This window comes from Planctomycetaceae bacterium (genome assembly GCA_039680605.1).
GTDB lineage: Bacteria > Planctomycetota > Phycisphaerae > SM23-33 > SM23-33 > JAJFUU01.
Genome location: JBDKTA010000017.1, coordinates 14,309 through 28,237 on the forward strand (window position 1 = coordinate 14,309; position 13,929 = coordinate 28,237).

At 64.9% G+C, this 13,929-nt stretch carries 12 protein-coding genes; 2 read left to right on the forward strand and 10 right to left on the reverse strand.

All coding sequences use genetic code 11. From position 1 onward, the window contains the following. From ABFD92_05345 to ABFD92_05390, 10 genes are all read right to left on the reverse strand, one after another. Positions 1–1,104: a flagellar basal body P-ring protein FlgI gene (locus ABFD92_05345; GenBank protein MEN6503942.1), complete on the reverse strand. Its 1,104-nt coding sequence runs from the start codon at positions 1,102–1,104 to the stop codon at positions 1–3. Between the two features lie 18 nt (positions 1,105–1,122). After that, on the reverse strand, positions 1,123–1,788 hold the full coding sequence (locus ABFD92_05350) for a flagellar basal body L-ring protein FlgH (protein MEN6503943.1): 666 nt from the start codon (positions 1,786–1,788) through the stop codon (positions 1,123–1,125). Next, positions 1,785–2,738 carry a flagellar basal body P-ring formation chaperone FlgA gene (flgA, locus tag ABFD92_05355; GenBank protein MEN6503944.1) on the reverse strand — a complete coding sequence of 318 codons (954 nt, stop codon included), beginning with the start codon at positions 2,736–2,738 and terminating at the stop codon, positions 1,785–1,787. Before flgA ends, ABFD92_05350 begins: the two co-directional genes overlap by 4 nt. Before the next feature lie 10 nt (positions 2,739–2,748). After that, positions 2,749–3,534, reverse strand: a complete 786-nt coding sequence (gene flgG / locus ABFD92_05360; GenBank protein ID MEN6503945.1) for a flagellar basal-body rod protein FlgG — start codon at positions 3,532–3,534, stop codon at positions 2,749–2,751. Between the two features lie 14 nt (positions 3,535–3,548). Then, complete coding sequence (gene flgF, locus ABFD92_05365) at positions 3,549–4,262, reverse strand: flagellar basal-body rod protein FlgF (GenBank protein MEN6503946.1); 714 nt, start codon at positions 4,260–4,262, stop codon at positions 3,549–3,551. Further along, complete coding sequence (locus ABFD92_05370) at positions 4,255–5,379, reverse strand: hypothetical protein (GenBank protein MEN6503947.1); 1,125 nt, start codon at positions 5,377–5,379, stop codon at positions 4,255–4,257. Before ABFD92_05370 ends, flgF begins: the two co-directional genes overlap by 8 nt. Before the next feature lie 8 nt (positions 5,380–5,387). Further along, positions 5,388–7,421 carry a flagellar hook-basal body complex protein gene (locus ABFD92_05375; protein ID MEN6503948.1) on the reverse strand — a complete coding sequence of 678 codons (2,034 nt, stop codon included), beginning with the start codon at positions 7,419–7,421 and terminating at the stop codon, positions 5,388–5,390. A 15-nt stretch (positions 7,422–7,436) separates the two neighbouring features. Next, on the reverse strand, positions 7,437–7,805 hold the full coding sequence (locus ABFD92_05380; protein MEN6503949.1) for a flagellar hook capping FlgD N-terminal domain-containing protein: 369 nt from the start codon (positions 7,803–7,805) through the stop codon (positions 7,437–7,439). Positions 7,806–7,812: 7 nt separating this feature from the next. Further along, complete coding sequence (locus ABFD92_05385) at positions 7,813–9,300, reverse strand: flagellar hook-length control protein FliK (GenBank protein MEN6503950.1); 1,488 nt, start codon at positions 9,298–9,300, stop codon at positions 7,813–7,815. Between the two features lie 187 nt (positions 9,301–9,487). Further along, a complete protein-coding gene (locus ABFD92_05390) occupies positions 9,488–10,519 on the reverse strand; it encodes a uroporphyrinogen decarboxylase family protein (GenBank protein MEN6503951.1) in 1,032 nt (343 codons plus the stop codon). 228 nt (positions 10,520–10,747) lie between these two features. Here ABFD92_05390 and ABFD92_05395 point away from each other — a divergent pair, with 228 nt between their 5' ends. Beyond that, positions 10,748–12,145: a DUF4339 domain-containing protein gene (locus ABFD92_05395; protein ID MEN6503952.1), complete on the forward strand. Its 1,398-nt coding sequence runs from the start codon at positions 10,748–10,750 to the stop codon at positions 12,143–12,145. 24 nt (positions 12,146–12,169) lie between these two features. Next, on the forward strand, positions 12,170–13,654 hold the full coding sequence (locus ABFD92_05400; protein MEN6503953.1) for a glycoside hydrolase family 32 protein: 1,485 nt from the start codon (positions 12,170–12,172) through the stop codon (positions 13,652–13,654). Positions 13,655–13,929: the final 275 nt, after the last annotated feature.

The following is a 13,929-nucleotide window of genomic DNA, read 5'->3' on the forward strand; positions in this document are numbered from 1 at the left end:
TCAGATCACCTTCAGTTCCGCCTGGAGGGCGCCGGCCTGGCGGAGCGCCTCAAAAATACTGATCAGGTCGCGCGGCGTCATGCCCAGGGCGTTGAGCGCGCGGGCCAGTTCCGAAACGCTGACTTTGCGCCGCAGGACGTTGAGCGTGCCCTTCTCCTCCACCACGTCGATCTGCGTGCGCTTGACCTTCTCGGTGTTGCCGGTCTTGGCGAAGGGCGAGGGCTGCGAGACCATCTCCTTTTCCTGCGTCACGATCGCCAGGTTTCCGTGGGCGATGGCCACAGCCGAGATCGACACGTTCTCCCCCACCACGATCGTGCCGTTGCGCGAGTCGATCACCACCACCGCCGGCGTGTCGACCGTCACGCTCAGGGCCTCAATCGCGGTGACCATCTCAGTCACGGTCTCGGGCTTGGCATCCTTGGGCAGCGAGACGCGGACGGCCGCGGCGTCGATGGCGGCGGCCGCTTGCGGATACTTCTCGTTGATCGCCGTGGCGATGGCCTGGGCAGTGGCGAAGTCTGGGTTCCGGAGCTGCAGCGTCATGAAGCCTTCGCGGACGAAGACGGCCACTTCGTCGCGCTCGATGGTGCCGCCGTTGGGGATGCGTCCCACCGTCGGATGGTTTTTTGAAACCGAGGCCGCCGCGCCCGAGGCGCCGAACCCGCCCACCGACAACTGCCCCGAGGCCACCGCGTACGGCTGACCGTCGGCCGCGACCAGCTCGGTCATCAGCAGCGTTCCGCCCTGAAGGCTGCCGCAGTTGCCGATGGCCGAGACGGTCACATCAATCTTGCCGCCGCTGCGGGCGAAGGGGGGCAGGTCGGCCGTCACCAGAACGCTGGCGATGTTCTTGCTGGCCACGTCGTCCGGCGAGAGGACCAGCCCCGTGCGGCGCAGGACGTTGGCCAGCGCCCGCTTGCTGGCGATCGAGTTGTCGCCGGTGCCGTTGAGCCCGATGACCAGGCCATAGCCCCACACGGGGTTTCCGCGGACGCCCTTGATGTCGACGATGTCTTTGATGCGCTCGGCGCGGGCCGTCCCGGCGGCGATCAGGACTGCCGCCATGCCCGCCGCCGCCCACCATGTACTGTTGCGTGTCATATCGTTCACCGCTGCCGCTTACGAAGGACTGATTACGTTGAGGATCGCGTCGAGCCATCCCGGTCGCACGAACGTGTCGCTCTGGCCGCGGTCGTAGGTGACGAACTGGAACTCGGCGATCTTTGCGCTGGAGATCGTGTTGGCGTAGGTAATGTCGCTGAGCCTGACGATCCCGCTGATCTGGACGTACTGGACGTTGCCGCCGACCTGGCGCTTGCGCGTGCCCATGATCACCAGGTTGCCGTTGGGGTGAACGTCGTAGACCGTGACGGTGATCGAATCGGCGATCGAGCGGTTGCTGCCGTAGTCGCTCTTGCCGTCGAACTTGTTGCCCGAGGAAGCACTGAGATCGACCGTCGGCGCCACGTACGTTTTGTCCTCGATATCCTTGAGGCCGAAGATCTTCTCCGCCCACGCTCCGAGCATGTTGCCCAGCTTCACCGTGCCGCTCATCTTGGCGGCGCGCGACGTCGTCTTCTCCATGGTGTTGTTGGTCGTGTTGCTGACCTCGCTGATCTCGGCGATCTGCACCGTCAGCGAATCGCCGACCTTGCGGGCCGTGTCGTCGGTGGTGACCGTCGAGACGCCCCGGCGGGTCGCGCGGGCGTAAATCGAATCGGCGCCGCACGGGCACGCCGCCCCCAGCAACGCCGCGACCATCAGCAATGCCACGCGGATCTTCATCGTCTCACCTCGCTCGTTTGCGGCTGCACTGACGCGTCGGCCAGCACGATGCCCGACACGATGCGCTTGGAATCGACGTTGCGAACCTTGATATATTGCCCTTCGTACCCGTCCTCGAGGGCCTGGCCCATCGCCGAGACGGTGAAGCCCTCGCCCACGATCCGCATCGTCACGGCCTGGTTGCGGCGCACGAGCACCTCGGGCTTGGCCTGGCGAACCAGCGAGGACCGAATCGCCGTGCCTTTGGCGATCGGCTGCGACGCCAGGGCCGTCGCCGGCGGGACATACGCCTCGACCGCGGCGGAGACCTCCTGTTCCTCAATGCGAAGGTTCTCCTGCGTCAGCGCCTCGCCGGCGGCGATATCCCGCACCGCCACCCAGCGGCGCACGGTAAAGATGCGTTTGAAGACGACCTCGATCTCCGCCAGGTCGCCCTGGGGGCCCGAGACCGCCACGCGCAGGTGGGCCAGACCGGCGGCGTAGGAATCGAGACGGGCCTGGTACTTCAGCGACTCGCTGCTGGGCAGCGTCAGGTCTTGAGGCCGCGTGCTGACCCGCCACGTCCACGTTCCCAGTTCGGGCAGTTGCGCCAGAAACGCCCGGGCCTGTTCGACCAGCGTGTCGGCCTTGATCACCTGCTCTTTTCGGCGGACGCTGACGCGGTCGGCGCCGGTGACAGTGACCTGCCCGGTCTGGAGATTGCTGCAGGCCACGCGCGAGCGGACGAGTGCCTGCTCGATCGTCAGAACTTCCTGGGCCAGCGGCGAGCGCCCCAGGGGCAGGGCGCGCAGGGCCTCGCGCAGCGTCGCGTTGTCGCATGAGACAACGCCCACGTCGCCCAGCGTCAGTTGGCGGCAGGCGACGCTGATCTCGCGCGGAAGATGTATGCGCACGTCGCGGGAAGGCTCTCCCGCCGCCAGCGCCACCAGGCATAGTGCCATGAAGTTCATGAGTGTCGTCCTAGCTGATCAGACCGTTGGCCGTACGGAGCATGTCGTCGCCGGCCTTGATGGCGCGGGAGTTGATCTCGTAAGCCCGCTGGGCCGTGATCAGGCTGACCAGTTCGGTCACCATCTGCACGTTGGAGCGTTCGAGGAATCCCTGCTGGATCGCCCCGACGCCGTCGCTGCCGGCAGTGCCCACGATCGCGCTGCCGCTGGCGGGCGTTTCGGACAGCAGGTTGCCCCCCTCATTGCTCAGCCCGGAGGGGTTGGCAAAACGCACCACCGAGATCGTCCCGACCACCGTGGCGGTGTTGCTCGAGCCGGTGAAGACCGATACCGTCCCGTCGCGCCCCACGCTGACCGAACGGGCGTTGTTGGGGATCGTGATGGCCGGCTCGAGGGTGTACCCGTTGGCGGTGACCAGTTGGCCGTCGGCGTTGGTTCGCAGAGCCCCGTCACGCGTGAAGCGCGTCTGCCCGCCGGCGGAGACCTGGAAGAACCCGTCGCCCTCGATGGCCAAGTCGAGGTTGCGCCCGGTGTTTTCCATCTCGCCCTGGGTGTAGACCTTGAGGCTGCTGTTGGGCCGCACGCCGCTGCCGATGTCCAGGCCGGTCGGGGCGGTCACGCCGCTGGCGGTCTCGCGCCCGGCCTCGGACAGACGAAGGTACATCAGGTCCTGGAAGTCCATCTGGCTTCGCTTGAACCCGACGGTGTTGATGTTGGCCAGGTTGTTGGCGATGGTGTCGACGATCATCTGCTGGGCGGACATGCCCGTGGCGGAGGTGGAGAACGCTCTTAACATCTCGAATTTCCTTTCTACAGAACGACGCGCGTCAGGCTGTCGAGGCGGTCGTCGACGGCCTTGATGGTCTTGACGTTGGCTTCGTACAGTCGGGCGATGCTGATGAGCCCGACCATTTCCTCGACGGGGTTCACGTTGGAGGCTTCCTGGAAGCCCTGCTGCACTTTGGGATCCTTCGCCGGCGCGACCTCGGCGTCTTTGGGCAGGGCGAAACACCCCCCGCCGACGGGTTTGAGCTGCGCCAGTTTGGCGATCTCGACGATCTTGAGCTGCCCGACGCTCTGCCCGCCGGCGCTGACAGCCCCGTCGGGCGAAACGGCCACGTCGCTGGCGGCGGCGTTGGGCGGCAGCGTAATGGGCCCGTTTCGCCCCGCCACGATGCGCCCCTGCGTATCGACCAGGTGGCGGGTGCTGTCGAGCGTGAAGGTGCCGTTGCGCGTGTAGAGCTCGCCGCCGGACGTCTCGATCACGAAGAAGCCCGAGCCGCCGATGCCCAGATCCGTCGGGCGCCCGGTGTAGGTCATCGCGCCGGGGCTGAAGTCCACCGCCACCTTCCCGACGACCTGGGCGGCCTGGCCCTCCATGCGCCCGGCCAGCACTTCCATGAACACGGGCTGGCCGCGCTTGAAGCCCACGGTGCCGGCGTTGGCCAGGTTGTGGGCGATGGTGCGGTAGCTCTCGGAGAGCCCGTCCAGGCATGAAGAGGTGGTGCCCACGGCGTCAGCCATTGGAATGCTCCTCCGTGATGGCTACGCCGGTCATCTCGTGCATCGCCAGGTTGGTCTGGCGAACCAGTTCGGACACTTCCTGCGGATTCAGGTCGGTCATCTCGACGATGATCTGAAACTTGCCGTTGTGCAGGTCGGTCACGCGGCGGACGATGCCCGGGGCCTGCATCCCGTATTCCTTGCGAAGCTGCATTGCCACGACCACGCGCTGACCCATCAAGGGATGAAGGGGGGATTCCATCACCACCCCCGGACCGGCGATCTCCGTCAGTTCGGCGTCGACCATCCGCATCTCGCCGGCGGCGGCGCCGTGGAACGACAGCGACCCTACTTTCGCCGGGCGCCGAAGCGGCACACGCATGAACCGACGGCGGTTGACGTAACGCACCTGGCTGGTGTGTCCCAGCACCAGTTTGCCGTCGCGCACGGCCGTGATCGGAGCGGTAAACTCCCACGCCGCCATGCCCTGGCAATACTGCAGCACGAGCGTTTCGCCGGGGCGGGCGGTCATCTGCGGATCGGGGCGGACAGCCATTTCCATCGGGTCGTTGATTTCGACGATGGCTTCGGCGCCCTCGACCTGTCCGCGATGGATGACGGACAGCCGGCTGCCGGCGGGGATGGCACGGCTGGAGGGAATCTTGCTGTTCTCGCTGCGGGGAGTGTTGTCGAAGCAGAGCTTGGTGCGCAGGGCCTGGATGATGTCGGCCAGTTGGCCGCGGGCCTGGTCGTTCATGCCCTGGCAGCGGGGCAGGAGCATCATGCTGGCGACGGCGTGATCGAACGCCTGGCTCATGGTGAAGACGGCTTCGGGATGGCGCAGGCCCGACAGTTGGGCCAGGGTCTCGATAAGCTGCTGCTCGGGCTCGCTCAGCCCGCTGCGGCGCGCGTTTTCGCGGATCCTGCGCCGGGTGTTCCACGCGCTGATATAGCCGCGGTAACCCAGCAGCGCCACCACGCACAACACCAGGCCCGTCAGGACGCAGAACGCCACCCACCAGGGGTCCACGCGGTGGTTGGCCGCGTACTCGTTCACGCCGGCCCAGCGTTCGTCGGGCGTCAGGCTCGTTGCGGCCGACAGCAGCGCGTGATGAATTGTGGCAGCCAGTGTGATCATCGTGTTCATTACCGCGTGAGGTTGGTCAGTTCCTGCAGCATTTCGTTGGCGGCCTTGATGGTCCGGGCGTTGGCCTGGAACCCGTTCTGGGCCTGGATCAGGTTGACGAACTCGGTCGCCACGTCGACGTTGGACTGTTCCATCGATCCGCCGCGGACTGCCCCCGCGCTGCCGGACATGGCCTTGGTCGCCACCGGTTCGCCGGAGTTGGCCGAGACCTCAAAGTAGTTGTTGCCCACCGACGCCAGACCCGCGGGGTTCTGGAACGTGGCGATCCTCAGAGCCGCAAGGTCGCGCCGGGCCCCGTTGGTGAACACGCCCACCAACACGCCCTCTCGCGTCACCGAAATGTTGCTCAACCAGCCGGCCGCATAACCGTCCTGCCCGCTGGGAGCAACCGTGCTGCTGCCGCCGAACTGGCTGAGCCCGTCGAACTCGCCGATGGTCCCCAGGTTGATGTCCAGCGTGCGAACGTTGCTGGGGTCGTTGGCGAAGGTGATCTTGAAGCTCGACGAATCCGCCGCGCTGACGCCGCCGAAGCTGCCGTCGGAAAGGAAGTTGATCCCGTTGATCCGACGATCCTGAAGGCTCACGTCGCCGCCCAGGCTGGTCACGACCAGGTCCCAGGTGTTGGATGTGTCGGTACGAACAAAGGCCGCCGACAGCACGTGGCTGATGCCCTGGCTGTCGTAGATTTCCATGTTGGTGTTGCGGATGGCGTTTCCACCGGCCGACAGGAGCGTGAAGTAGTTGGGCAACTCGAACGTGGCGCCGGTGCAACTAAGCGACAAGTCGGTCTTGCTGTATCCTGCCGAGACGTCGCTCATGCGGATTTCGCCGTTGGACATCGAGGCCAGCGACCATCGCGCGGTCGGGTCGCTTGGGTCGGCAAAGGCATTGGTCACCGCATTGAGCAGGTCGCCTATCGTGCTGCCGGCCCCGCCGGTGACCAGCCGGTTGAAAGCCGTGGGCAGCGTGAACTCGCCGTCGCCGTTGTAGGTGATGGTCATGGTCGTTTCGCTGGCCCCGGCGGCGTCGTCGGTCAGCAGGATCTTGCCGTCGACCAGCGTGGCGGTGGCGCCGCTGTAGGCGGCGTTGATCTCGGCCAGCAGCGTCGCCATCGTGTCGGCGGCGCCATAGGTGTACGTGCGGCTGATCGACGTGCCGTCGGCATCAGTGCCGGAGATGGTGAACGTCTCGCCGACGGTGAGCGTGTCGGCCTGGTCCAGGGCGGACAAGGCCGTTGCAGCCACGGCAGCGACACCGCCGGCGGTGTAACCCACCAGCGAGGAGAGCAGGTTGGTGGTGGCCCCGACGGTGGCGGTGAAGGTGCTGCTGACTGTCGAGCCGTCTCGCCGCGTTCCGTTGATCGAGATCGTATCGCCGGTCGAGAGCCCGCTGACCTGGTCGACTTCGGCCAGCAGGGTGTCCGCCGAAATCACCGCGCCGTCTTTGGTGTACTGGGTGCCGCTGGTGAGGATCGTGGTGGTAGGGTCCGACTCCTCGGCGGAGAGGTTTCCGGTGAACGTCAGCGACTCGGTCTGCTTGGCCGGAAGAGCCACGTCGTAAGGAATTCGGATATCGTTGCTGGAGGCGTTCTGGAATCCGTCGGCGACGCCTTCGCTGCCAATGCGCTGCACGCGGTTGCCCGTGCCCGGGTCAACGAGGTAGAACTGGGAATCGACCGCAAAACCGCCCACACGCGTGTAGACCAGGCGGGACCCGTCATTGAGGGCGAAATACCCCGCGCCCTCGATCGCCATGTCCAGCGGCTGACCGGTGCTGATCAGCGAACCCTGGTTCATGTTGCGGTCGATGCTGGCCACCTGCACGCCGCTGCCGACCTGCATGGGGTTCGTGCCGCCGGTGGTGGCCGAGGGCTGACCGGCTTCCTGAAGCGTCTGGCTGAGCAGTTCGGCGAACGTCACGCGGCTGGCCTTGAAGGCGCTGGTGTTGACGTTGGCCAGGTTGTTGCCCGCCACGTCCAGCATGCGCTGATGGGCCTGGAGTCCGGAAATTCCTGACAATAGCGAATTACTCATCGTTCACCTCGTGCGTTAGTCTGCAATAGCCTGGATCTGGTCCAGCGTGAGGGTTCTCTGACCGGCCTGCACCACCGCCTCGCCGGCGACAATCCCGGACCCCGTGACGCGAGCCCAGACCGCCGTGTCCGATCCTTCCGGCAGGTACGCCACGGCCTTGCCGATCAGGGCGGTGGCCTGCGAAAGCTGCTGCGACGCCAGCACCTTCGAGAAGGTGCTGTTCATCGTTTCCATCTGCTGCAGTTGCGAAAGCTGGGCGAGCTGGCTGGCCATCTGGTCGTTATTCATCGGCTCCAGCGGGTTCTGGTTCTGCAACTGCGCCACCAGCAGCTTCATGTAGTTAGCCTGGATCGTGCTGGCGTTCTGTATAGCGGTCGTGGCCATGGCGTTCCTATATCCAGAGATTGACTGATCCGTCGCCGGCATGGGCGACCGGAGCGGCGGCGGCATCGAGCTCTTGCGCCGGCTCGACCGCTCCCGAGGCGGATTCGGCGTCGGTCCAGCCGCCTTGCTGCGACGCCGATTGCTGCCAGGCGTTGTGCCCGCCGGTGAACTGCCATGACGGCGAGCCGCTGTCGGAATCGGTGCTCATGCGCAATTCGATCTGCCGCACATTGAGCCCCGTCGAGGCCAGGCGGTCGATCAGGCTGGGCGTCTCCTGGCGAAGATGCTCGAGCGTGGCGGGATTATTCACCTCCACCACTGCGCGAATCTCGCTGCCCCGCGCGTGAAGCGACAGGCGGATCGCCCCAAGCTCAGGCGGGTCCAGCGCCACCGTCACCCGCTGTGAAGAAAACCGCTGCTCCACGACCGCCGAGACGATCTGCTGCCCGACCCCCACTGTTGCAGCGCTGGCCAACGCCGTAACATTGGCGACCGGCGCCACAGGAACGGGCGACGCCTGCACCGCCGCGACGGCAGATGCATGTGCGCCCGGGCCTGGCTCGGCCGCTGATGCGAGTTTCAGAATGCTCGCGGCCGAATCTTTCGGTTTGTTAATTGCCCGCGGCTGGGCAACGACCTGCTGGGCCCGGGGCGTCAGTTCAGCACTTGCGGTCTGGACGGCGCCGGTGCGCGGGGCAGGTTTGGACCGCTGGACCGGTTCTTCGCCCTGGGCGTTCTGCACAGGCGCCTGCTGCTCAGGAAGCGCCTGTTCCGACATCGGGGCCTGGGTCTGCGGTGCTTCGACGGGTTGCATCGCGGCTGTCGCCTGGGTCGCGGTCTCCGCCGGCAACGCCGGCCTTGCCGCTTGCGGTGCAGCGTCCATCGATTCGCCCGCCGCCGCAACATCCACCCCCCGGCGCTGCAGATGCGCAACTTGCGGGTTTGCTGCACCGACGGCAATGGGAATCTCCGTCACGGACAGCGTGGTTTCCGCGGCCGATGGCTCCGTGTGTTCCACAGGAATCTCCGGCGGCGTTTGAACACCTGTCACGAGGGCGGCCGGGGTTGCTTCAGTTTGAGGCGAAGCCGCCGGAGCCTGCACGGGGGCAAGCGCCGCGGCGGGCACAGCGATGCGCTGTTGCGAAACCGCCGGCACAGCCTCCGGCGCCGCGGGCACTTCAGCAACAACCTGCATGCGGTTGAGCAACGTCTGGAACGGACTTTCTACCGGCGCCGGGACCATCGCTGCCGGTGCGGCAGCATCGTCGCTGTCCTTGGGCGCCGGCTTCGGGCTTGCAGTGATTTTGCTCTTGCGCGGGCGGCTGGCGTCGGAGGCGTCGCCGCAAGAGCCGTCAGTTGGCCCCGGCGCAGGCTGCTCGTCTGGCGGTTGGTCGCCCGCAAGCGCGTGCGGCTCATCGCCCCGCGACGACCGACGCTCCCCGCGCCCAGCGGCCGAGACCGGTTTCTGGGCCAGCGTCTGGCCGAGGTTGCTCATTAATAGATCAGCGATAGTCATTCCACCAGACCTCAAGCAATCGACGTGCCAAAGGAGAGATCTCTCGCTGAACCGGCTGGGGATTGGAAATCATGAAATCCGGCCAACGCGTTCTTCGCCAACGGCCGGACGATCTTGCCGCAACCCGGCAAAATCTTCCGGGTATGCGTGCAGACATCGCATCGCGTCAGATTCGTTGATCCGTGAACGCCTCCAACGCCGCCACGGCATTGGCGGTGGGCGTCTCGCTCTGCAGGCTCTTGGCGGCCGCAAGTATGTACCCGCCGCCACTACCCATTTCGCGACAGAGGCGGCGGACCTCGGCGGTCACCTGCTCAGGCGTGCCGAAGGGCATGGTGCTCTGGCTGCCCAGGCAGCCCCAGAAGGTCAGCTTGCCGCCCCAGCGTTTCTTGAGGGCGTAGGGGTTCATCCCCCGCGCTTCCGGCTGGCAGCTTTCCAGCACGTCCAGGCCGATTTCCACCAGGTCGTCCATGATGTCGACGATGCTGCCGCAGCAATGCGTGAAGACCTTCTTGCCGTGCGAGTGTACGCGGTCGTAGATGCGCGCCCAGCGCGGCTTCATGAATCGCCGCCAGCGGTCCGGGCCGATGATCACGCCGCGCTGGTCGCCCCAGTCGTCGCCGAAGAGGACGCCGTCCACCGGCAGTTGCGTGCAGGTGCGGTCGACAAAATCCAGGTACAGCAGTGTGATCCGTTCGAGCAGTTCCTCGTAGAAATCCTCCTCGGCGGCGCAGTCCATCAGGATGTTCTCGAACCCGCGCAGGCCCCAGCTCGTCTCCATGAGCCCCCACCAGATGCAGCCCAAACGGTAGAGGTCCTGGTTGGCCTGGCAGTCGGCCTTGATCGACGCCAGGTCGGCGTCCTTGACGTAGAACCGCTGCGGCGCAGGCCAATCGAAGCCTTCAAACGACGGCCGCGACATCGCGGGCTCTTCCAGGTGCATGGGCGTGCCCATCTTCCAGATGGACCCGAACAGGTCTCGGCTGAGGCCCTGTGCCGGATCGCCGATGGGGTCCTTGTGCATGTAGTCGACAGCGTAGGTATAGAGAAAGTAGTTCTTGAGCCGCTTGCGCCACTGGGGCGAGCCGAAATGCTCATCCATCCGCTGCGCGACCGGCTCATCGATCGACAGCAGATACGGCACCGGGCGCACTTCCTGATGGTCGATGGCGGCGGCAATGGCTTCTCTTGGCGTCATAGGAACAGGCTCCTGATCTGGAGCGGATCATACCGCTTCCTGCGGCACAAGCAAAGACCTCGCGATGCGGCACTTTCTGGGGTAAGGCGGTTCCACTCCAGCAACGGCGGGTTATAATGCTGGCGAAATCGTCGCCCATCGGGCGTCGCCTGTCTCAGATACAAGGAGCTATACATGCTGTCAGCCACATGTCCGTCCTGCGGAGCTGCTTTGAAAGTCCCCGACACCATGGCCGGAAAGAGAGGCAAGTGCCCCAAGTGCCTCAATGTCTTCTCGTTGCCTGGCGAAGCAGCGGCGCCGGCGCCCGCGTCGACTGCTTCTGTGCCGGCGGCCCCGCAAGCGGATCAATGGTATTACTCCGCAGAAGGGAACGAGCACGGGCCTGTGTCAATGTCAGAACTGCTTTCGCTGATCCGGCGAGGGCAATTGCAGACCGATCATTTCGTCTGGAAAGAAGGAATGGAGCAATGGGCAAGCGTCGCCAGCGTGCCTGAACTGGGCACGGCCGCTCCAACGCGGCGGCCTCAAGAACCGACTGAGACGTCCCAAGCCGAACCCGCGGGTCAGCCGGTTGCTTTGGCCGGAGCGACCGCGGGCGGCGCTGAAGTTCCGATCTCCGCTGCAGCGCCGCAGCGCCAGGCCAAGCCGGCTTCCAGGGCGGCTGCAACCAAAGCGGCGATCGGGCGTCAGGCAATGCGAGTCAAAGAGCAGATGCGCGGGCCCTTTTCCCAGGCCACCGGCGGTTATCTGGGCGCCTTGAGGCAGATGCTCAAGCACCCCATCAAGCTGGCCTTCCTCACGTTTGCCTATCTCATTCTGTCATTGCTGGCTTTTGGCAGCATCCTGGGCATGTTGCTGTTTCCCGTCTTCGTCATGGGCTACATCATGAGCATCCGCAACATGGTGAGCGGCCATCCCACGGCGATGGCCGACTTCATTGCCTTCATGCGCCATGGATGGGACTGCTTGTGGCACCTGATCATGTTGCTGGCATCGTTCTTTGTGACGCTGGCGACGATCCTGGCCCCGGCCGCTATCGTGCTGGTCATCCTGTATGTGCTTTTCGGCACCGGCGGGGCGCTGATCTCCGAAGCCACCTCTCACAGCAGCCCCAGCGCCTCCGACGTCTCGCCTTCCCATAACTCGGCAGTTCCGGAAAGGAGGGTCTCCGGTTCGAGGCTCTTCAGCAGCGCCGCCGAAACGGCCGATGAAGCGATGATGCTTGTTCTGAGCCTGCTGGTGACGGTCGTGGTGGTCACTGTTATCGTCACGCCGCTGACGGCGGGACTGATCATGTTCTTCTTCCTGGCCATCGAGGTGGCCTCGCGGCCGCCAGGCGGGGCAGAGCGGTTTGCCCTGGTCTATGAAGGGTTGAAGAGGATGTTCTCGATGGCCAAGCGAAGCTGGAAGCAGTTGCTATGCTGCGGTTTGCTATCTTCGGCAGGATTCCTTGCCTGCATGGCCGTCCCAGGACTGATGTCCTATCTGCTGGCGAAGATGCATCTGTTTTCCCTGGCAGCATGGACGGTCGCGGTGCTGCTGCCGCTGCTGATGCTGAGCTTCCAGGTGCATTGGTACGTTTACGCAACCATCACCTGCACCAGGCTGCAGGACGAATTGGAGTAACCCAAGGGCTATAAGGAACCAACCATGAGCCAGACCTTCCGAGCCGACATGCAGATCATCAGTGATGAAGAATTGCACACCGCCCGCCACGTGCGGCAGAAACTGCTGCGCGACCCGTATCGGCCGACGTATCACTTCGTCTGCCCCGAGGGGCTGGCCATGCCGTTCGACCCAAACGGCAACGTCTTCTGGCGCGGGCGCCATCACATGGGCTACATCTACCAGGAACGCGGGGCACATTTCTGGGGCCACGTCTCCAGCACCGACCTGCTGCACTGGCGACACCACCAGCCGTGCCTGTTCCCCACCCTGGACAGCCCCGAGACCGGCATCTTCAGCGGCAACGCGTATCTCGACAAGGACGGCAAGCGCGTGCTGATGATGTATCACGGCTGCGGCGCGGGCAACTCGATGGCCTGGAGCGACGACAAAGACATCGAGGTCTGGCACAAGATGCCCGGCAACCCCATCGTGCCCAACCCGCCCGAGCCGGACAAGGTCGACTACCAGTCGTGGGACCCCTGCGGCTGGATCGTCGGCGACACGTACTACGCCGTTTTCGGCGGCGGCAAGAACACCGTCTGGAAGAGCCCGGACCTCAAGAGCTGGACCAAGTGCGGGCCGCTGCTGGCCAAGGCGTATCCCGGCATCGACATCCACGAGGACATCTCGTGCCCGGACTTTTTCCCCATGGGCGACAAGTGGGTCATGGTCTGCATCAGCCACCGCCTCGGCACGCGGTATTACGTGGGTCACTGGGAAAACGACCAGCTCGTGCCCGAGTACCACGAGATGATGTCCTACAGCGACAACGAATTCTTCGCCCCCGAAAGCCACACCGACGACAAAGGGCGGCGCATCCTGATCTCGTGGATCTTCGACGGCCGCAACGATATCGTCCGCAACTTCTCCGGTTGGAGCGGCACGATGTCGCTGCCGCGGGTGATGAAACTCGGCGGCGATAACCGCATGCTCATGACGCCCATCGACGAGGTCAAGACGCTGCGGTACAACGGCAAAACCCTCGCCAACGTCGCCGTCGCCGCCGACGGCGAAACCGTAATCCCCTTCGACGCCGTCACCGATAACGTGCTGGAGATCGAGGTCGAACTCGACGCCCAGGGCGCGGCGGAGTTCGGCGTGAAAGTCTGCTGCTGCCCCGAAGGCAAATGGGAAACCAAGATCGGCTACGAGAGCGGCGAAGGCCGGTTGGGCATCGACACGAGCAGGACCGGACCCTCCCAGCGACGCGGGCACAACCCCGTCGGCAGCGAACGCAAGAGCGTCGAGTCCAACATCATGAAGCTCGCCGCCGGCGAGACGCTCAAGCTGCGGATCTTTGTCGACCGCTCGCTGGTCGAAGTCTTCGCAAACGACGGCCGACAGGCGCTGTCGCGAGCGGTGTATCCCGAGAAATGCTCGACAGGCATCAAGCTCTACGCCAAGGGCGGAGCGGCCAAGGCCAAGAGCGTCAGCGTCTGGGACCTGATGCCCACGAACCCGTACTGATCAAAGAGGGGAACCTGGAGCCGGAAACCGGGTGCCATGGCGGCCGTTTCTCAGCCGCCATGCCAGCCCGAAAACTGCATGAACCGCAGAGATCGCAGAGTACGCAGAGAAGCAAATGGCTAAAAACAAGGACCATCTAACGTCGCCGTCGGCGTTGATCCGGAAAAACAGACTGTCCATGCGGCCCGCTTCCGTAGGTTTCTGTAAGTCTCTTCGTCAAAACACCTCTGCGGCCTCTGCGATCTCCGCGGTGAAATATCCGGGCTAGCGCAACG